This window comes from Bacillus sp. TH13 (assembly GCF_016651175.1).
Lineage (GTDB): Bacteria > Bacillota > Bacilli > Bacillales > Bacillaceae_G > Bacillus_A > Bacillus_A thuringiensis_S.
Map to the genome: position 1 here is coordinate 3396775 of NZ_JAEKEJ010000025.1, position 19214 is coordinate 3415988.

The window sequence follows — 19214 nt, forward strand, 5'->3', positions numbered from 1 at the left end:
CCCCTCAAACTGTTAACGTGTTTAGTTATAATAAACAACGTGGTAACAGTGCTTTCGTTATAATGATAAAAAAGTCGAGGGATTCTTTCTATGTATAATCATCTAAAGATTAATCTGTTTTATCGTTCTTTTTTGTATGATTATCTAATAGGAGGAGTGCGAAGTATAAAACGTTTAAGTCTTTGAATTGTTTTGGATCAAGTCCTGTATGTTCTTCAATCTTTTTTAGCCTGTAATGTAATGTGTTAATGTGTATATGTAATTGTTTAGCTGTCTGTTTATAAGATTGGTTATAATCGATAAATAAGCGTAAGGTGTGCATAAGCTCAGAAGATGATAGTAAGTTTTCGATGGTACGCTCTAGAAATTGTTCACGCGTTTCGGCAGAAATATCTTGTAAACACATTTCTAAACGTAAATCTTCATTAAATACAATTTGTTTCGTTTCCAATGATACAGAAAGAGCACGTAATGCTTGTTCGTAAGATATGTTCATATTGTTTGGGGTAACTGTTTGTCCAATCCCGATATATAAAGGAATAGAAAATAAAGCTTCGCAGTCTTGTTTTAATCGTTTTAAAAATTGGTATGTTTGCTCGTTGGAGCTCATCGCTGTAAATAAAATAAAACGATCATTTCCCCACCGAACAAATAGATGCTCTTTTGTTAATATATTACGTATATGTTGCCATATTTTACGCTGGAGCATCGTGTCATTTTGGCCAATAGAAAACAAAATAAGTTGTTTCTTCTTATATAAATCAATGCCAAGTGTTTTGGCGCGATCGAGAAAACTTGGAGACCATTCTGTATTTTGAAGCCAATCAAAGACGAAAGCTTCATAAGAACGATGCTCAAGTTCTAGTTGCTCTAAAAAGTAGTTTTCATGAATTAATAACTCGGTCATCTTACGCAATATTTCTCCATAGCGTGAAATATTTTCAGGTTCTCCTGTAATTCCAATAACACCAATTACTTCGTCATGAAATAATAAAGGAAGATTCATCCCAGCCTTTACACCTTGCAACTGCCTTTCATCTTCTGTTGTAATGATGACAGTTTTCTTTTGGTTGGCGCAGCGGAGTGCACCTTCATGAAATTGACCAATTCTTTCTGTATCTGTACTTGCAATAATAACGCCTTGTATATTAATAATAATAATATTTTCTGTAATTAGTCTGCGTACTTCTCGTACAATTTTATTCGCTAAATCAGGAAATAGCATAATTGACACACCTCAAATTCTATTTGTTGTACATTATATATGTAAATTGAGTAAGAAAGGAAAATTTCACACTTTCCACACATTTATTTGTTATTTTACAATTATAACGAAATCATCCGAAGATGGAGGGAATCTTTTGAGAAAGTATGTTTTTCTTCTCTGTTTTTTATTTCTATTAGTAGGGTGTCAAGGAAGTTCATATACACCAATTGCTAAAGATAAAAATGTTATTATAACAACGAATATAAAAGAAGGCAGCATTAGTTTTATTGATAAAAAAATAAAAAGTTAATCACGACATGGGAACTAAATGAGCCAATGGCCGGAATCACACTGCTTCCAAACGGTGAGGAAATCCTTGTATACGGTAAGCAATTAGAATATATGTATGTATATTCACTGGCGGAAGGAAGGCAAGTGGAAAAATATAAAACTGGAAAGGGCATTGTAAATGTGGTCGTATCAGAAGATAAAAAACAATTATTTGCTGCCGATCAAAATGTTCAAAAGGTAAGGTTCTTTACGATAAATGGGAAAGAGACCGGAAATGTTTCAACAGGAAAAGGTCCTATAACGATGGTAGAGTATCATAATCGGTTATCTGTACTAAACTTTTATGATACGAAACTAACGACAATTGATACGAAGAAAAAAGAAGTTGTTCAATCCTTTATGATTCCGCCAGCATCAACCGGAGCAACGATTAGTCCTGATGGGAAAGAAATATGGATTGGCGGACATGGTGATGGAAATCAAGTAAATGAGAAAGTGTTAGTGTATTCTTTACAGGGGGGAGAAATGGTGCGCTCTTTACACGCTCCATTTATGCCTGTGAATATAACGAAGGATAGTAAGTACGTATATGCACTAAGTCATGGTTCGAACACACTTAGAAAGTTTGATATTAGCACATATAAAGAAATAGCTTCTGTAGAAGTAGGATCGAATCCATTTGCATTTTTGGAGAGCGGAGCAGAAGGATATGTAGCAAGTTATGATAGTGATGAAGTGTGCGTTATGGATATGAGGAATTTGAAAATAAAACAAACAATTAAAGTCGGAAAAGGACCGTTTCAACTCATAGAGAGGGAAGGGAAGGACAATGAATAAATATAGAGTGCTAGTTGTAGATGATGAAAGTGATATGAGGCAGCTTGTTGGAATGTATTTGGACAACTTCGGATATGAGTGGGGAGAAGCTGAAGATGGAAAAGAGGCTCTTAAAAAACTAGAAACAGATCATTATGATTTCGTTGTATTAGATATTATGATGCCAGAAATGGATGGACTTTCAGTTTGTAAAGAAATTAGAAAAACGTCAGATGTGCCGATTATATTTTTAACCGCAAAAGGTGAAGAGTGGAATAGGGTGAACGGCTTACGTATGGGAGCGGATGATTATATTGTAAAACCGTTTAGTCCTGGTGAATTGGTTGCCCGTATGGAAGCTGTGTTAAGAAGATATACAAAGCAAGAACAGCAAGAAGAGATTCAATTTGGACCAATTCTTATCAATGAAAAAAGTAGACGAATAGAGGCGGATGGTGAGCCGATTTCTCTTACTGTAAAAGAGTTTGATTTACTATATTTTCTTTGTCAGCATACAGGACAAGTATTTAGCCGGGAGCAATTACTTGAAAAGGTATGGGGATATGATTATGCGGGAAGTACAAGAACAGTAGATACGCACGTGAAAACGATGCGCTTGAAGCTTGGAGAAAGTGGAAACTACATTCAAACTGTTTGGGGTGTAGGCTATAAATTCGAGGTGTAACGTATGTTTACGATGGTACAAAAACTTTGGCTTACAGTAGTATGTGCAGTATGTGTAACAGTGTCCTTTCTTTATTTCGTATCTTTATACTCATATGAAAAACTATACGTTGATAATTTAAAAGGTTCATTAGTAATGGAAGGGAAAAATCTTGCTGCTCAGTATGATAAGCGCGAAGGAATATCAATTTTTGAAGAGAAAGTAAGATCATTTGATCAAATATCTAGTTCAGACGTTCTTTTCGTGTCTAATCCGCGTGATTTAAGTGCATGTTTACCTTTTGATGTGCATCATCATTCTCTTATAAGCGAAGGAGATAGGCAAACGCTATTAGATGGGAAAACTGTGACAAAGATAGGATATGAAGAACATTTTGAACGTAATATTATGGGGGTTGTCATCCCTGTATTGGAAAATAAAAAATTAGTCGGAATTGTATATTCTTATATTCCTTTAAAAAGTATAAAAGACTTAATATATGATATGGGTCTTATTTTAGCACCACTAGCAATTGCGATGATTTTAATTACGATATGGGTTGGAAGAAAAATTATAATTGCAATAACGAAGCCGCTTTCGCAAATGGAGCGGGTTGCAAACCATTTGGCTACGGGAGATTTCTCGGAGCGGATTACCGTTTCTTCAGAGGATGAAATTGGACGACTAGGAAAAGCATTTAATAAAATGGCAAATTCATTGGAAACAGAAGATGTAAAGCGTAAGGAATTTTTAGCAAATGTTTCGCATGAACTTAGAACACCACTTAGTTATATAAAAGGGTATAGCGAGGCTATTTTAGATGGCGTTGCAAAGGGACCACAGCAGGAAAAAGTAACGCAGCTAATTCATAAAGAAGCAGGTCGTATGCAGCGTCTCGTTCATGACTTGTTAGACTTAGCACAATTAGAAGGTGAGCACTTTCCGTTAAAGAAGCAACCTATCGTTTTTTCACAGCTGATTGAAGACGTATTAGATACGTATGAGATTAAGTTTATAGAAAAGGAAATTCATATTTCAACCAATTTAAATCCAGAGGTCATTGTCATGATTGATGAGGATCGTATGCAACAGGTGCTTCATAATGTGTTAGATAATGCGATACGGTATACAAATCAAAACGGAAATATCGTTATAACTTTAGAGCAAATCGATGATTACTGTGAATTAAAAATAAAAGATACAGGAATTGGCATTGATATAGAGCATTTAGAAAATCTTGGCGAGCGCTTTTACCGAGTTGATAAAGCGAGAAGTCGTCAACATGGTGGAACAGGTTTAGGCCTTGCTATTGTGAGACAAATTGTCCATATACATGGTGGACAGTGGCAAATTGAAAGTGAAAAAGATACGGGAACAACGGTTATTATTAAACTGAATGTACAGGATGATGTGGGCATGTTCTAATTTTTAGGACATGTTCTTTATATTGAAGAAAATATTTATCCCGCTATTTGCCGGGCAGTAAGCCCCCCACCTCAAAATTCAGCGGAAGCAAAGAAGTTAGGTGGGGGCCCTGCTGCCCGTAAACGCCCGATTGGTGAGGGCTAATAATCAGTGGGGAATGAACAAAACCCCTACTGATTAAAGTTTCACTTTATACGTAAAAATATAAATTAATATGTAATAAATATCGAAAATTTGACTATTTTATGAACAAAACATTTGTACTTCTTATCAATTCGGTCTAAAATAGTTATGATGCAAAGTTCTTATAAATCGTTTCAATTGTTGTTTGGAAGATACTGAGGTGATTTAACTGGAGTACAAATCTATTAAACCGAAAAAAATTTACGAAGAAGTATCTGAAGCTATTTTAACAATGATTAAAAATGGTACGTTAAAACCTGGTGACAAACTACTCCCTGTGCATCAATTAGCTGAGCAGTTTCAAGTTGGCAGATCTGCTGTTCGTGAAGCGCTAAGTGCGCTAAGAGCGATGGGCTTAATTGAGATGAAACAAGGAGAAGGTACATATGTGAAGAACTTCGATTCTTCTTCATTAACAAAATCATTAAACAATAGATTATTAATGAAGAAAGAGGATATTTTGAATTTATTAGAAGTACGAAAGGTGCTTGAAGTGGGGGCAGTTCGAGTAGCGGCGGCAAAACGTACGGAAGATAATTTACAAAATATGAAACATTGGTTAGATGAAATGGCAAAGAGCATTGGAGATGAAAAGGCTGGCGAAAAAGCCGATTTTCAATTTCATATGGGAATTGCAGAGTCTTCGCATAATAACATTTTGCTTGAACTCATGAATCATGTTTCAGAGATGATTGCTGAAACGATTGGTGAATCAAGACGCATTATTTTATATGGTGAACAAACGACATCAGAACGACTTATAGAAGAGCATCAAGTTATATATGATGCGGTGTTAAAACAAGATGTAGAATTAGCGCAGCAAGCAATGCTAGATCATTTAACAAATGTAGAACATATTGTCACAGGTAAAAACGATATAAATTCGTAATTTAATCTTTTAAAAATTTAATTTTCTGATAAAATAGAGAAAGATTAAGTAAGCGTTTTCTTTAGAAGAGGGAGAGGATAGGCTATGGTTGAGCCTATTTCTTCTCTGCTCAGTCATCTGATGACCATATGTTTGTTGGTGAAGTTGTAAAAAGGGGGAGTAATAGTTATGAAAGTTACTTTATTTGTTACTTGTTTAGTCGATATGTTTGAAACAAATGTCGGCAAAGCAACAGTTGAAGTGTTGGAGCGTTTAGGTTGTGAAATTGAATTTCCAGAAGCACAAGTTTGTTGTGGTCAGCCTGCTTATAATAGCGGCCATGTAGAAGCAGCAAAAGAAGCGATGAAACATATGATTGAAACTTTTGAAGATGCAGAATATATTGTTACACCATCTGGCTCGTGTGCGACAATGTTTCATGAGTATCCGCATGTTTTCAAAGATGATCCAAAGTGGGCTAAACGTGCACAAAAAGTTGCTGATAAAACTTATGAATTTACACAGTTTATTGTAGATGTTTTAAAAGTTACAGATGTTGGTGCAAGTTTATCAGGGATAGCTACTATTCATAAATCATGTCATATGACACGCCTGCTTGGAGTAAAAGAAGCACCAGGGATTTTATTATCAAATGTAAAAGGATTAACTGTGAGAGATTTGCCAAACGTGCAAAATTGTTGTGGGTTTGGGGGAACGTTTTCAGTTAAGATGACTCCAATCTCTGAGCAAATGGTAGATGAAAAAGTAGATAGTGTAATGGAAACAGGTGCAGATTATTTAATCGGTGCAGATTGTGGGTGTTTGTTAAACATTGGCGGACGTATTGAGCGTTTAGGAAAAGAAGTAAAAGTAATGCATATTGCTGAGGTACTGAATAGTCGCTCATGAAGGGGGAACATAAGCTATGTCTATGAAAATCAGTGAGAAAAAATTTAATGATCGCGTTGGTGATGGAATTCAAGATTCGTTTATGCGCGGAGCAGTATCTTCTGCACAAACGCGTTTATATACGAATCGCTTAAAAGCCGCAGATGAATTAGGAAACTGGGAAGAGTGGCGTGAACTAGGTGAACAAATCCGTCAACATACGTTAGAAAATCTTGATTATTATTTAATGCAGTTAAGTGAAAATGTATCAAAAAGAGGCGGACACGTGTACTTTGCGAAGACGAAAGAGGAAGCAGCAAAGTATATTCAAGACGTCGCCAAAAAGAAACAAGCGAAAAAAGTAGTAAAATCAAAGTCGATGGTAACAGAAGAAATCAGTATGAACCATGCGCTTGAAGAGATTGGCTGTGAAGTGTTAGAGAGTGATTTAGGAGAGTATATCTTGCAAGTAGATAACGATCCACCTTCACATATTATTGCACCTGCACTTCATAAAAATAGAAAGCAAATTCGCGATGTATTTAAAGAAAAGCTAGGCTATGAAAATTCTGATGACCCGTATGAAATGACAAAGTTTGTTCGTAAACAACTTCGTGAGAAATTTATGGATGCAGAAATTGGTGTAACTGGTTGTAACTTTGCTGTTGCAAATACGGGCTCTCTTTGTTTAGTAACGAATGAAGGTAATGCAGATCTTGTTATGTCAATTCCGAAAACACAAATTGCAGTAATGGGTATGGAACGTATGGTTCCGACAATGGAAGAATTAGATGTTTTAGTTGGTTTATTATGTCGTAGTGCAGTAGGTCAAAAATTAACAAGTTATGTAACAGTAGCAGGACCAATTCAAGAAGAGGAAGTTGATGGACCTGAAGAATTCCATTTAGTTGTTGTTGATAATGGTCGCTCTCAAATTCTTGGATCTGAATTCCGTTCAGTATTACAATGTATTCGTTGCGCTGCTTGTGTAAATGTATGTCCTGTATATCGTCACGTTGGTGGACATTCATATGGATCGATTTATTCAGGACCAATCGGCGCGGTATTAACACCGCTTCTAGGTGGATATGATGATTACAAAGAGCTTCCTTATGCATCTAGTTTATGCGGAGCATGTACAGAAGCTTGTCCAGTAAAAATTCCATTGCATGATTTATTATTAAAACATCGTCAAGTCATCGTTGAGCAAGAAGGGCGTGCACCACTTGCAGAAAAACTAGCGATGAAAATGTTTAGTATGGGTGCTTCTTCAGCTGCTTTATATAAAATGGGTTCAAAAATGGCACCAGCAGCAATGAGTCCATTTACATCTGGTAATCGTGTATCAAAAGGTGTTGGACCACTTAAAAACTGGACGGATATTCGTGAATTCCCAGCTCCAAGTAAAGAACGATTCCGTGATTGGTATAAAGATCATAAGAAAGGCGGGGATAAATAATGGCAGGATTAATTCAAAACCGTGATGCCTTTCTAGATAATATTGCAAAAGAACTTGGGCGTGCGCGTAAAACGGAAGGTGTAGAACGCCCAGTATGGAAAAGTAATGTGAATGTAGAAACGTTAAAAGATTATTCACAAGAAGAATTACTAGAAGTGTTTAAAAATCAATGTACAAACATTCATACAACTGTAGTAGAAACGACAAATGACCGTTTAGGTGAAGACCTTCAAAAAGTAATCATGGAAAACGGCGGGGGACCTATTTTATTATCAGCAGATGAGCGTTTTGATGCATATGGTTTAACATCTTTATTTAAAGAAGAACTTCCAAAGCGAGACGTTGAAGTAAACGTATGGGATCCAGAGAGAAAAGATGAAAATATGCGTTTAGCTGAAAAAGCGAATATTGGTATTGCATTTAGTGATTATACATTAGCTGAATCCGGAACAATTGTCGTACAAAGTCATAAAGGACAAGGACGTTCTTTACACTTTTTACCGACTGTATATTTTGCTATTATTCCACGTGAAACACTTGTGCCTCGTATTACACAAGCAGTTAAAGATATGAACTCACGTGTAGAAAATGGAGAGACAGCGGCATCTTGTATTAACTTTATTACAGGACCAAGTAATTCGGCTGACATTGAAATGAATCTTGTTGTCGGAGTACACGGACCATTAAAAGCAGTATATTTCATCGTATAAAAGAGGGGAAAGCAGGCCAGAAAATGGCCTGCTTTTTTAGTAGAATAAAGGATAATATGAAGTAGAAGTTCTCTCCTTTTTTTGCTATGTTCTTTTGGAAAGGAGAGGAAGGGATGTTCACTTATTTATATGCACTGTTAGCAGGGATGGTGTTTGGTTCTTTTTTTATGTTAGTTGCGATGAGGGTTCCATTAGGGGAGTCTATCATTACCCCGCGTTCACATTGCCATTATTGTAAATATGTGCTAAGGTCAAAAGAACTAATCCCCATCATTTCATTTTATATACAAAGAGGCTGTTGTACGAATTGTAAGAGGAAAATTCCGATTATGTATGTAGCATTTGAATGTATAACAGGAAGTATATTTCTTCTTACCGTGTATATAATTGGAATAGAACGAGAGCTTATTATCATTTTATCCCTTTTTTCGCTACTTCTTATTATTTCACTTACAGATTACTTATATATGTTAATTCCTGATTGTATTTTAATTTCGTTTGCCGTTTTACTCATTCTCGAAAGTGTTTTTGTACAATTAGTTACTTGGACAGATAGTATAGTTGGTAGTGGTGTTATATTCATTTTGTTATATTGCATGCAAAAGATATATCCAGAAGGGCTTGGCGGTGGAGATATAAAACTACTTTCGTTGCTTGGGTTTATAGTAGGAGTGAAGGGAGTTTTTATCATTTTATTTTTAGCCTCTTGTTTTAGTCTTTGTTTTTTCGGGATTGGGATCGTATTAAAACGTATAGAAGTACGAAAGCCCATTCCATTTGGTCCTTTTATTAGCCTTGGGGCAATATGTTATGTATTGGTCGCATATTCAAAGTAGAGAGGGAATAGAAAATGAACGTATATATGGATGATCAAAGAAGTTGTCCGTTCGGGTATGTGCCGGCAACTACAGTAGAATGTGCCTTACAAATGGTTCGGGATTATGGTGTGAATATTCTTTCCCTTGATTTTAATATGGGATGGGGAGAAAAAAGTGGACTAGATTTTGTAGAAGCCTTTCGTACAGAGGGGTTATATGTAAATGAAATTCACCTTCATACGAATGATATCATGCGGTATGCATAAGATGAAACAAAGAATGGATAAGGGAAAGGAAGAAGGAGAAATTAATCCTCACCTTGTTGTTAAATATGTGGGAAGCTAAAAACTCCAAAGTAAAACTTTGGAGTTTTTAATGTTTCATATGTGCTTGTAAAGGAATAATCTCTTCTTGCTGAGCTGCTGCGATTTCAGTTTCTTCCTGTTGAACGTCAGGTGTTTTCTTAGTTAAGTAGTGGTATACCATACCGACAAATACTGATCCACCAATAATGTTACCGATTGTAACAGGAATTAAGTTATGAATAGCACCTGAAAAAGAAATTGTCTCAGGATGCGGTGAAACTAAAGATAAAGCAAAGAGTGATAAGTTTGCAATGCTATGTTCGTAACCAGATAAGAAGAATGTGAAAACAAGTAGCATCATGACCATTATTTTTGCTGTGTCACCTTTAACCTGAGAAGGTAAGAAGCAAGCAAGACATACGAGCCAGTTACATAAAATGGCTTTAAAGAATAACTGCATTGTAGGTGTGTTCATCTTTCCTTCAACGACTTTACTCATTAAGTGACCGTGATCAATTGCTTCAAAAATTCCAGTTGCGTAAAATAGTAAGGCAAAGAATAACGCGCCACCTAAGTTACCTGCGTAACAAGCAACCCAGTTACGAAGTGTATCAGAAATCGTTGTTTCCTTTCTTAAAGTTGCTACAGTAAAGTACATTGTGTTTCCAGTAAACAATTCAGCACCGCCATATATAATAAGTACGAGAGCAATCCCGAAAAACATAGAAGCAGCTAAATAAGTTGCTGGTGAATCTGCAATGTGAAAAAAGTTACCTAATTTAAAACATAGTACAATAATAAAACCGATATAAATACCCGCAAGTGCAGCACGAATGAAATATTGCATTGGGTTTGTATCTAGCATTTTCTTTTTGCTTTTAGCCAGTTTGACAACATAATCTAGTCCTTGTTCTAGCATGAGTAATACGCTCCTTTAGTAAATCTTCTATAAATACTCCTTATATGAATAAAGTACATGGAATTGTTCTCACTTTCAATAAGTTTGTGCAATGTTTCACAAAAAGGACATACATATATTAAGAAAACGTTTACAAAAAATAGTATAATGGAATTTTTTCTGGATATTGAGAGGAAGAAAGCAAAAAGAAAAAGCACTGTAATTACAGCGCTTTTTCGTCTAAATTCTTTTCTACTTTTACTTCTACTTCTTTTGAGAAGAACCAACCACCAACTGCGATTCCGACTAATACAATCCAGAATGTAAGCTTCCACGGAGTGGATTCTGGGAATGAATGTGGAATTACATTTAATGCAGGGTGTGCTAATGTATAAACTGCTAGCTTTACACCAACCCAACCTACAATTAAGAATGCTGCAGTTTCAAGTCCTGGTTTACGTTTTAAGATTTGTACGAAAGCAGTTGCTGCAAATCGCATAATGATTAATCCGATAAGTCCACCCACAAAGATAACAACGAATTGCCCAGTATCAAGACTACCAATTGTACCTAATCCTGTTTTTGGTAAAGTCATTGCTAGTGCAACAGCAGCTAAAATTGAATCAACTGCGAAGGCGATATCAGCAACCTCAACTTTAAATACAGTCCACCAAAAGTTCTCTTGTTTTTTCTTTGCTTTTTTTTCTTCTGTTTCTTCATCCGTATTCTTTTTAACATACGTTTTAAATAAGTGATTACCAGCGATAAACATAAGGTAGATGGCACCAATTGCTTGCACTTGCCATACATCGACTAAGAACGAAATCATAAATAACGATCCGAATCGGAAAACAAATGCCCCTGCTAATCCATAAAATAGTGCTTTCTTTCGTTTTTCTTCTGGTAAATGTTTTACCATAATTGCAAGAACAAGAGCGTTATCAGCCGCTAAAATCCCTTCAAGTGCAATTAGGATGAGTAATACCCAACCATACTCCAATAATAATGATACATCCATGTACATTCTCCTCTCATTTCTATAAGTTCTAAATAAGTGAAGAATTTCCCCACTATTTAGTTTCCCCATACTCCTGCCTATTAACTTTGGGAGAATCTGGAAATGAATACAAAAAAGACCTCTGCCGTTAATAGGCAAAGGTCTTGCTAGACATATGTAATGAAAATGCCAACAAAGCCGGAAGAACTAAGTTCTACGTAATGACGACTTTGTTTCCAAGAAATTTTCTTGGACGCTACTCCCCTTTGGAGATATGCTATTGTATTCTCATTATATGGATAATTTCTACGGTTGTCAACCTGTTAAAATATCTTCATTCGGATATTTTATTTTCCGGTTCTTTTTACGAGCAAATGAAAAAGCCAATGTTAAAGGACCCATTTTCCCAAAAAACATCATAAAGATAATAATAGCTTTTCCGATTATAGTTAAGTGGGGTGTTAAGTTCATACTGAGGCCAACAGTCCCAAATGCTGAAAATACTTCGAAAGCACTCATCAATAGAGGAACTCGCTCAGTAATACTCAAAATTAAAATAGCAAAAAAGATAAATGAAATGGAAATAATAGTAATGGTTAATGATTTGACAATGAGAGTATCTTTAATGGATTTTTTAAATACGACAATATCCTCTTGTTCTTGTAAAAATTTAAATACGCCAAAAAATATGATTAAAAATGTTGTTAACTTAATCCCACCACCCGTTGAAGCGCTACCAGCACCAATAAACATAAGGAGCATCATTAATAGGAGGGAAGGTTTTGACAATGTAGAAATATCAACTGTATTAAATCCGGCAGTTCGCGTTGAAATTACTTGAAAATAAGAGGCCATTCCTTCTTCAAATGGGGTAAAACCTCTCATAGAAAGGGAGTTATGGAACTCGAATATAAAAATAAAAAGGGTAGCAATAATGTTGACGATTAGAGTAGAAGAAAGCATAAGTTTTGAATGTAGTGTAAGGTTTTTAAAGTTTTTCTTTCTTTTTATGTCTACGATTACTGTAAAACCAATTCCACCTAAAATGATGAGAGAGGAAATGACGAAATTGACAAGAATGCTATGAGAATGGGACATTAAATTATCGCTCCACACAGAAAAACCAGCATTGTTAAAGGCTGAGATTGAATGGAAAAAACTATAATAGATCCCTTTGGTAACCCCATATTTTGGTACCCACTCAAAAGAAAGAATTAAGGTAGCGATACATTCGACTGTAAAAGAGAATAAAAATAACGATTTGGCAAGACGGATGACGCCGCCGATATTCGTTTGATTTAATGCTTGTTGTAATAAAATACGGTTTTGAAGACCGATTTTTCTTCCGAGCATAATCGCAATTAAGACAGCAAAGCTCATAATGCCAAGCCCGCCAACTTGTATAAGCGTTAAAATGACACATTGTCCAAATAAAGTAAACATTTTTCCGGTATCTACAACACCAAGCCCAGTAACAGTACAAGCGGAAACGGTTGTAAATAAGGCATCGAGCCATGAAATGGACGTTGTCGTAGCAATGGGCAGTTTTAATAAGCATGTGCCGCCAACTGATAATAGAAGAAAAGATAAAGTAAGAACGCGGGGAGGGCTCATGCTAATATTAATCCGTTTCATTTCACATATCGCTCCTTTCATTTTGCTTTGATTAGTATGTGAAAAAGCACTATTATGTATGTTGAAAATAGAAAGAGGCAGAGAATATCTGCCTCTAAGCCATATGTTATATTATTATCCACGTAATTGTTGTTGAGCTAAAGCAACAAGACGTTTTGTTACTTCGCCGCCAACTGAACCGTTAGAACGAGATGCTGTATTAGATCCTAAGCTTACACCAAATTCTTGTGCAATCTCATATTTAAATTGTTCAAGCGCTTGCTCTGCACCTGGAACTAATAATTTGTTTGTTTTTACCATGTTGATACACATCCTTATGAGTAGTCCAGTTCAGCTAAGTTCTTATCTAAACTGGTAACGTTATTTTATGTGGAAATGACGTAGTCATACGCGGAAGTAATCGGTGCGATTAGAAGTTCTTGGATAGAAAAAAGAGTAGCAAATTTGCTACTCTTTTTTTAGTATTGTCGCCGTTCCTTCCACGACAATATCATCTGATTGATTATATATGTTTGTTTGCAACGTAATGATTTTTTTATCGTCACGCTTCTTAATAACCTCTGCCACAACACGAAGTGTATCACCGATTTTGACAGGGGCACGGAATGAAACATTTTGGGATAAATAAATCGTATTTTTGCCCGGGAGTTTCGTTCCAAGGATGGTAGAAATAAAACTCGAAACGAGCATACCGTGAGCAATACGTTCTTTAAACATTGTTGTTTTTGCAAAAGAATCTAAAATATGAATAGGATTCACATCTCCAGTCAATTTTGCAAAATTGATAACATCTTCATCCGTAATTGTTTTTGTAAGGGATGCTTGATCACCGACTTGAATCTCATCATAACGAAGCTCTGGAACAGTTTGTGCTTCTTGAAATGGATTCATTTTGTCCTCCTTCTTTTCCATATCGAAAAATGCTAGCCATCTTGATGTAGTAGGAGGAAGAAAGAGTTTTGTTTGTGCTGCAGTTAGCTCCCACATTTTTCTTACTTGATGGAAGTAAATAGATTTTTTGAATTTTCCTCGAACTTTTTTGCGAGTTCCAACTGTTTTGACTTGAACTCTTCCAAAAAACCCTCTAACTGTTTTTGAGCCTCTTCACGTTGTAATTGTTGTTGCTCAATAAATTGTTTTGTTGTTTCTTCAAATTGACCGCTTGTTTGTGTAAGGATTGACAAAGATGTTTTTGTAGGAGAAACAGTAAGTTGCTGCATATGAGCAGAAAGTTCCTTCCACTTGTCTTGCCACTCGTTAATTTGATCATTTAAGGAGTTTCCAGTTAATTGTTTCACGTAATCTGTATATTGGTTATTGAACTGAGCAGTGAGTTGTTGTAGTTCTTTTTCTAGTTCATCTACTCCTGATGTTAATTTATGCAAAGCGTCTTGTTGTTGTTTTAATGTTTCTAAAGTAAGTTGCTCTAATTGTTTCCCAGCTGAAGAGAAAAGGGAAAGTGATTGAGACCAGTTTTTCCAAAATGCATCGACTAATTCGTATGGTTTAGTTTCCATTGTTTGACCCCCAAATGTTTTTTTGCATATTGTGAACGCAGATTACTCTGCTGTACCACCAGGTGAAGATGAAGAATCCTTTTCATCCTTTTCTGGAGAAGTAGAAAATGGAAAGAATGCATTGGTGTATAATGTGAAAAACGTTCGCAACATATTTTGATAATGTTCAAAAGAAGTCGCACATGTTGTTAAATATTGCTCTCCATATTCAGTTAAAGAATAAATTCTTTTTGCCGGCCCTCCATCGCTTGTATCCCAAGTAGAAGAAATAAGGTTTTCTTTTTCTAATTTGCGTAGTGTTCTATAAACATTACCTTGGTCAACAGAAGAAAAGCCGATATCCATTAGCATTTGAATAAGTTTGTAACCATGAAGACTCCAGTCTTTTAGACAGAGAAGTAAGAAGGGAACTAAGAAGTTTTTTGGCATGGAGTTTGGTTGTTTCGCTTGGTTGTTCTCCAAACTTTCGCGTTGTTCTGGTTCATTTTGTAGCATGATTGTGCATCACCTCATGAATCAGTTAGATGGAATTTTTTGCTTATAAGTGCAATTTACACCTATCTGTTTTTAAAGTCAACACATTTGTTAGAAAATAGAAAAAATAAAATATAGACTTGAAGTTTTATTCAGAATATTAGAAAATAGTGAATAGGTTGAATTGTTTCAAAAACGAAAAAGGGAGTGTAGGTAAAGTGATTGATCAAAAATTCGATCCACTACAAGCATGGAAAAATGCTTATGAACAAACCGAAACATTTTGGGGAAAAGCGCTCAATGAAACAATTAAAACAGAAGAATATTCTGCTTGGATGGGCAGCGTTCTAGATTTGAATTTGTTTTATCAAAAAGCATTAAATGATACGACAAAAAACTATTTAGAACAAGTAAATGTGCCGACGAAAGAGGATATCGCAAGAGTGGCTACGCTTGTTATTAACTTAGAAAATAAAGTAGATAACATTGAGGAGTTTCTAGAGGAGAAAGTAGATTCTTTAGGACAAGCTCCTACATTAAAGCGTGATGTGACGAAAGTGAAACAAGATATTCGTACGCTTGAAACAAAAGTAGATCAAATTTTAGAATTGCTAGAAAAGCAAAATGCAGTACTAGCTAAACTACAAGTACCTGTAAAAGAAGAGATAAAGCCTGCGAATAAGCCGGAAAATAAAAAATGATAAAAGCGCTTGTTTATAACAGGTAAAAGAGAGAGGGAGAATCTCTTTCACGTGTAAACAGCGAAACATAATTATATAGGGACTCTACAGTATGAGTACCAAAATGATTCATAACAATCGTTCACAAATTCATTTAAGGGGGAAAAGAAATGGTTCAATTAAATGGCAAAGTAGCAATCGTAACAGGTGGAGCAAAAGGGATTGGAAAAGCAATTACAGTAGCATTAGCACAAGAGGGAGCGAAAGTAGTTATTAACTATAATAGCAGTAAAGAAGCAGCTGAAAATTTAGTAAATGAACTAGGAAAAGACGGACATGACGTTTATGCAGTGCAAGCGGATGTTTCTAAAGTAGAAGATGCAAACCGACTTGTAGAAGAAGCTGTGAATCATTTTGGTAAAGTTGATATTCTTGTTAATAATGCTGGTATTACAAGAGATCGTACATTCAAAAAGTTAAATCGTGAAGATTGGGAGCGCGTAATTGACGTGAATTTAAGTAGCGTATTTAATACGACAAGCGCGGTTCTTCCATACATAACGGAAGCGGAAGAAGGAAGAATTATTAGCATTTCTTCTATTATTGGCCAAGCAGGTGGATTTGGCCAAACAAACTACTCAGCAGCAAAAGCGGGTATGTTAGGATTTACAAAATCATTAGCATTAGAACTTGCAAAAACAAATGTCACTGTAAATGCAATTTGTCCTGGATTTATTGATACTGAAATGGTAGCAGAAGTACCAGAAGAAGTACGTCAAAAAATCGTTGCAAAAATCCCGAAAAAACGTTTTGGTCAAGCTGATGAAATTGCAAAAGGTGTAGTATACCTATGCCGTGACGGTGCGTATATCACAGGTCAGCAATTAAACATTAACGGCGGATTATATATGTAATGAAGTAAGAAAAAAGTGCATATCCATAGCAGGAATGCACTTCTTTTTTTTAGAAGGAAATCGACCAAAAAGGAGATAGGAAAATGACTACATTCGCAACAGAATGGGAAAAGCAATTAGAGCTATACCCAGAAGAGTACCGAAAAGCATACCGCCGAGTGAAAAGGGCGAGTGAAATTTTATTACGTGAACCAGAGCCGCAAGTAGGATTAACGCCGAAAGAGGTTATTTGGACGAAGAATAAGACGAAGCTTTATCGCTACATTCCAAAACAAGAAAAAACACAAAGAGTGCCAATTCTGTTAATATATGCTCTTATTAATAAACCATATATTATGGATTTAACTCCTGGAAATAGTTTAGTGGAATATCTAGTGGATCGTGGTTTTGATGTGTATATGCTTGATTGGGGCACATTTGGTTTAGAAGATAGTCATTTGAAATTTGATGATTTCGTGTTTGATTATATTGCAAAAGCAGTAAAAAAAGTAATGCGAACTGCAAAAGCGGACGAGATTTCTTTACTTGGTTATTGCATGGGTGGAACGCTAACTTCCATTTATGCAGCACTTCATCCGCAAATGCCAATTCGTAATTTAATTTTCATGACAAGTCCTTTTGATTTCTCTGAAACAGGATTGTATGGTCCTTTATTAGATGAGAAATACTTCAATTTAGATAAAGCGGTTGATACATTTGGAAATATCCCGCCAGAAATGATTGATTTCGGAAACAAAATGTTAAAACCAATTACGAACTTTGTTGGTCCATATGTTGCTTTAGTAGATCGTTCAGAGAATGAGCGCTTCGTCGAAAGCTGGAGATTGGTTCAAAAGTGGGTTGGTGATGGTATTCCGTTCCCAGGTGAATCATACAGACAGTGGATTCGTGATTTTTATCAAAATAATAAACTGGTTAAGGGTGAACTTGTTATTCGCGGACAAAAGGTAGACCTTGCAAATATTAAGGCGAATGTCTTAAATATTTCCGGGAAACGTGATCATATCGCTTTGCCATGTCAAGTAGAAGCATTACTAGACCATATTTCTAGCACAGATAAACAATATGTATGTTTACCGACAGGGCATATGTCTATTGTTTACGGTGGAACAGCTGTAAAACAAACATATCCGACGATTGGAAATTGGCTTGAAGAGCGTTCTAATTAAAAATAAAAAATCCAACTAGCCTATGTTAGTTGGATTTTTTTATGGAAAATAACAAAACATAGAAAGGAGAAATTTATATTTTAGGAGTATGATTATGAAACTTATGACCGGTAAGTTGTTTTGGAATACAGGAGTTTCTGTACCTTGTTATCCACCGTTAGAAAGTGATATGATATGTGATGTACTTGTAGTCGGAAGTGGCGAAGCAGGTGCTCATATAGCGCATTCGTTAGCGAAAATTGGCATGAGTGTTACACTTATTGAAAAAAGAGCAATTGCGTGTGGTAGCACAGCTGCTAATACAGGTTTACTACAATTTCTTCATGATAAATCGTTAACCTCTCTTATTCATACATTTGGTAAAGAAAAAGGGGTACGAGCATATAAGCTTTGTTATGAAGCGCTAAGAACAATGGAAGAGGTTATACCGACTCTTGATATTGATCCCCATTTTATTCTGCGAAATAGTTTATATTATGCAAGTAAAAGTGAGGATGTCTCATTTTTACAAGAGGAATATAATACGTTACAGAATTATGGATTTCCAGTTGAATATTTTACAGAAGCTGATATTAAGAAACGTTATTCTTTTGCAAAACAAGCAGCGTTATATACGCAAGGTGATGCTGAGGTGAATCCGTATTTACTAGCGCATAGTTTTTTGCATAAAGCAAATCAAATGGGAGCCAATATATATGAACATACAGAGGCAATACATATAAAAAAACACCAAAATGATTTAATTTGTTACACGAAAACAGGAAATCAAATTGTAGCAAAGAATATTATTATGGCGACAGGTTATGAAGCGCTTTTTGGAAAGAAAGAAAAGAATACAACAGTAGAAACTTCTTATGCAATTGTAACAAATGAAATAGATCAGTTTGAAGGCTGGCATGAGCGATCGTTAATTTGGGAAACGGCACGGCCCTACTTATATTTTCGAACGTATCGAAACCGCATTATTGTAGGCGGATTAGATGAAGCGATGCAAATTCAAACAATCGGTGATACGAAATTATTGCATAAGCGTGATATCCTTATTAATATTGTAAAAGAACTGTTCCCGCAGTATAAAAATATACAGGCAGACTACTATTGGGCAGCCGCATTTGGTGGTACTCATGATGGTCTCCCCATTTTAAAAGAAGACGAAAAGATACATAATTTGTTTTACGCATTGCCGTATGGAGGTAATGGAACTGTATATGGAATGGTCTTTGCCAAATTATTTGAGCAGTTATTTACAAATAAAGAAAGTAAAGATTTTTCTTTATTTAATCGATAGAAAAAAGG

Annotated in this window: 19 protein-coding genes, 2 pseudogenes and 1 riboswitch; of the genes and pseudogenes, 13 read left to right on the forward strand and 8 right to left on the reverse strand. The window is 35.6% G+C overall.

The annotated features are described in order from the left end of the window. Positions 1-109 precede the first annotated feature (109 nt). Positions 110-1234, reverse strand: coding sequence for a CdaR family transcriptional regulator (locus JFU02_RS26010; protein ID WP_003306564.1), 1125 nt, complete (start codon positions 1232-1234; stop codon positions 110-112). Between the two features lie 127 nt (positions 1235-1361). On the opposite strand from JFU02_RS26010, the pseudogene JFU02_RS26015 reads away from it, so the two are divergent. The 9 genes and pseudogenes from JFU02_RS26015 to JFU02_RS26055 all read left to right on the forward strand — a co-directional run bounded on the left by JFU02_RS26015 (position 1362) and on the right by JFU02_RS26055 (position 9674). After that, a pseudogene (locus JFU02_RS26015) lies at positions 1362-2335 on the forward strand (YncE family protein). Continuing rightward, positions 2328-2999 carry a response regulator transcription factor gene (locus tag JFU02_RS26020; RefSeq protein WP_001046394.1) on the forward strand — a complete coding sequence of 224 codons (672 nt, stop codon included), beginning with the start codon at positions 2328-2330 and terminating at the stop codon, positions 2997-2999. The pseudogene JFU02_RS26015 and the gene JFU02_RS26020 overlap by 8 nt, the downstream one beginning before the upstream one ends. Before the next feature lie 3 nt (positions 3000-3002). Continuing rightward, positions 3003-4403, forward strand: a complete 1401-nt coding sequence (locus tag JFU02_RS26025; RefSeq protein ID WP_000494815.1) for a sensor histidine kinase — start codon at positions 3003-3005, stop codon at positions 4401-4403. Between the two features lie 382 nt (positions 4404-4785). Continuing rightward, complete coding sequence (locus JFU02_RS26030; protein ID WP_254904515.1) at positions 4786-5475, forward strand: FadR/GntR family transcriptional regulator; 690 nt, start codon at positions 4786-4788, stop codon at positions 5473-5475. Between the two features lie 168 nt (positions 5476-5643). Further along, the gene (locus JFU02_RS26035; protein WP_000869151.1) at positions 5644-6363 is read left to right on the forward strand and encodes a (Fe-S)-binding protein; all 720 of its coding nucleotides are present in this window, start codon (positions 5644-5646) and stop codon (positions 6361-6363) included. A gap of 16 nt (positions 6364-6379) precedes the next feature. After that, complete coding sequence (locus JFU02_RS26040) at positions 6380-7801, forward strand: LutB/LldF family L-lactate oxidation iron-sulfur protein (protein WP_201071882.1); 1422 nt, start codon at positions 6380-6382, stop codon at positions 7799-7801. Then, complete coding sequence (locus JFU02_RS26045; RefSeq protein WP_000907753.1) at positions 7801-8511, forward strand: LutC/YkgG family protein; 711 nt, start codon at positions 7801-7803, stop codon at positions 8509-8511. The genes JFU02_RS26040 and JFU02_RS26045 overlap by 1 nt, the downstream gene beginning before the upstream one ends. A gap of 113 nt (positions 8512-8624) precedes the next feature. Continuing rightward, the gene (locus JFU02_RS26050) at positions 8625-9347 is read left to right on the forward strand and encodes a prepilin peptidase (protein ID WP_098379424.1); all 723 of its coding nucleotides are present in this window, start codon (positions 8625-8627) and stop codon (positions 9345-9347) included. Between the two features lie 14 nt (positions 9348-9361). After that, positions 9362-9674: pseudogene (locus JFU02_RS26055) on the forward strand (cyclic-phosphate processing receiver domain-containing protein). Between the two features lie 27 nt (positions 9675-9701). Here JFU02_RS26055 and JFU02_RS26060 read toward each other — a convergent pair. From JFU02_RS26060 to phaQ, 7 genes are all read right to left on the reverse strand, one after another. Then, positions 9702-10553, reverse strand: coding sequence for a formate/nitrite transporter family protein (locus JFU02_RS26060; RefSeq protein WP_000893035.1), 852 nt, complete (start codon positions 10551-10553; stop codon positions 9702-9704). A 202-nt stretch (positions 10554-10755) separates the two neighbouring features. Then, a complete protein-coding gene (locus JFU02_RS26065) occupies positions 10756-11550 on the reverse strand; it encodes a TerC family protein (protein ID WP_201071884.1) in 795 nt (264 codons plus the stop codon). An 82-nt stretch (positions 11551-11632) separates the two neighbouring features. Next, positions 11633-11806: riboswitch (yybP-ykoY riboswitch) on the reverse strand. A 38-nt stretch (positions 11807-11844) separates the two neighbouring features. After that, positions 11845-13164, reverse strand: coding sequence for a TrkH family potassium uptake protein (locus JFU02_RS26070; RefSeq protein WP_000822357.1), 1320 nt, complete (start codon positions 13162-13164; stop codon positions 11845-11847). A gap of 114 nt (positions 13165-13278) precedes the next feature. After that, on the reverse strand, positions 13279-13464 hold the full coding sequence (locus JFU02_RS26075) for an alpha/beta-type small acid-soluble spore protein (RefSeq protein ID WP_000241212.1): 186 nt from the start codon (positions 13462-13464) through the stop codon (positions 13279-13281). Positions 13465-13611: 147 nt separating this feature from the next. After that, positions 13612-14055, reverse strand: coding sequence for a MaoC family dehydratase (locus JFU02_RS26080; RefSeq protein ID WP_001067916.1), 444 nt, complete (start codon positions 14053-14055; stop codon positions 13612-13614). Positions 14056-14156: 101 nt separating this feature from the next. Next, positions 14157-14681: a polyhydroxyalkanoic acid inclusion protein PhaP gene (gene phaP, locus JFU02_RS26085; RefSeq protein ID WP_000448596.1), complete on the reverse strand. Its 525-nt coding sequence runs from the start codon at positions 14679-14681 to the stop codon at positions 14157-14159. 42 nt (positions 14682-14723) lie between these two features. Then, entirely contained in the window at positions 14724-15176 is a 453-nt protein-coding gene (phaQ, locus tag JFU02_RS26090) for a poly-beta-hydroxybutyrate-responsive repressor (protein WP_000939954.1), read from the reverse strand. A gap of 197 nt (positions 15177-15373) precedes the next feature. Here phaQ and phaR point away from each other — a divergent pair, with 197 nt between their 5' ends. The 4 genes from phaR to JFU02_RS26110 all read left to right on the forward strand — a co-directional run bounded on the left by phaR (position 15374) and on the right by JFU02_RS26110 (position 19206). After that, positions 15374-15856, forward strand: a complete 483-nt coding sequence (gene phaR / locus JFU02_RS26095) for a polyhydroxyalkanoic acid synthase subunit PhaR (protein ID WP_000566941.1) — start codon at positions 15374-15376, stop codon at positions 15854-15856. A 149-nt stretch (positions 15857-16005) separates the two neighbouring features. Further along, positions 16006-16749, forward strand: coding sequence for an acetoacetyl-CoA reductase (locus JFU02_RS26100; RefSeq protein WP_000250407.1), 744 nt, complete (start codon positions 16006-16008; stop codon positions 16747-16749). An 83-nt stretch (positions 16750-16832) separates the two neighbouring features. Further along, the gene (gene phaC / locus JFU02_RS26105; protein WP_000206332.1) at positions 16833-17918 is read left to right on the forward strand and encodes a class III poly(R)-hydroxyalkanoic acid synthase subunit PhaC; all 1086 of its coding nucleotides are present in this window, start codon (positions 16833-16835) and stop codon (positions 17916-17918) included. Between the two features lie 94 nt (positions 17919-18012). Then, complete coding sequence (locus JFU02_RS26110) at positions 18013-19206, forward strand: NAD(P)/FAD-dependent oxidoreductase (protein ID WP_000772565.1); 1194 nt, start codon at positions 18013-18015, stop codon at positions 19204-19206. Positions 19207-19214: the final 8 nt, after the last annotated feature.

What these genes read in the sequence shown, in the direction of transcription:
- JFU02_RS26110 (WP_000772565.1), top strand. Translation starts at nt 18,013, where the DNA reads ATGAAACTTATGACCGGTAAGTTGTTTTGGAATACAGGAGTTTCTGTA.
- phaP (WP_000448596.1), bottom strand. Translation starts at nt 14,681, where the DNA reads ATGGAAACTAAACCATACGAATTAGTCGATGCATTTTGGAAAAACTGG.
- JFU02_RS26100 (WP_000250407.1), top strand. Translation starts at nt 16,006, where the DNA reads ATGGTTCAATTAAATGGCAAAGTAGCAATCGTAACAGGTGGAGCAAAA.
- JFU02_RS26075 (WP_000241212.1), bottom strand. Translation starts at nt 13,464, where the DNA reads ATGGTAAAAACAAACAAATTATTAGTTCCAGGTGCAGAGCAAGCGCTT.
- phaC (WP_000206332.1), top strand. Translation starts at nt 16,833, where the DNA reads ATGACTACATTCGCAACAGAATGGGAAAAGCAATTAGAGCTATACCCA.
- JFU02_RS26050 (WP_098379424.1), top strand. Translation starts at nt 8,625, where the DNA reads ATGTTCACTTATTTATATGCACTGTTAGCAGGGATGGTGTTTGGTTCT.
- phaQ (WP_000939954.1), bottom strand. Translation starts at nt 15,176, where the DNA reads ATGCTACAAAATGAACCAGAACAACGCGAAAGTTTGGAGAACAACCAA.
- JFU02_RS26020 (WP_001046394.1), top strand. Translation starts at nt 2,328, where the DNA reads ATGAATAAATATAGAGTGCTAGTTGTAGATGATGAAAGTGATATGAGG.
- JFU02_RS26040 (WP_201071882.1), top strand. Translation starts at nt 6,380, where the DNA reads ATGTCTATGAAAATCAGTGAGAAAAAATTTAATGATCGCGTTGGTGAT.
- JFU02_RS26045 (WP_000907753.1), top strand. Translation starts at nt 7,801, where the DNA reads ATGGCAGGATTAATTCAAAACCGTGATGCCTTTCTAGATAATATTGCA.
- JFU02_RS26025 (WP_000494815.1), top strand. Translation starts at nt 3,003, where the DNA reads ATGTTTACGATGGTACAAAAACTTTGGCTTACAGTAGTATGTGCAGTA.
- JFU02_RS26065 (WP_201071884.1), bottom strand. Translation starts at nt 11,550, where the DNA reads ATGGATGTATCATTATTATTGGAGTATGGTTGGGTATTACTCATCCTA.
- JFU02_RS26080 (WP_001067916.1), bottom strand. Translation starts at nt 14,055, where the DNA reads ATGAATCCATTTCAAGAAGCACAAACTGTTCCAGAGCTTCGTTATGAT.
- JFU02_RS26070 (WP_000822357.1), bottom strand. Translation starts at nt 13,164, where the DNA reads ATGAAACGGATTAATATTAGCATGAGCCCTCCCCGCGTTCTTACTTTA.
- JFU02_RS26060 (WP_000893035.1), bottom strand. Translation starts at nt 10,553, where the DNA reads ATGCTAGAACAAGGACTAGATTATGTTGTCAAACTGGCTAAAAGCAAA.
- JFU02_RS26035 (WP_000869151.1), top strand. Translation starts at nt 5,644, where the DNA reads ATGAAAGTTACTTTATTTGTTACTTGTTTAGTCGATATGTTTGAAACA.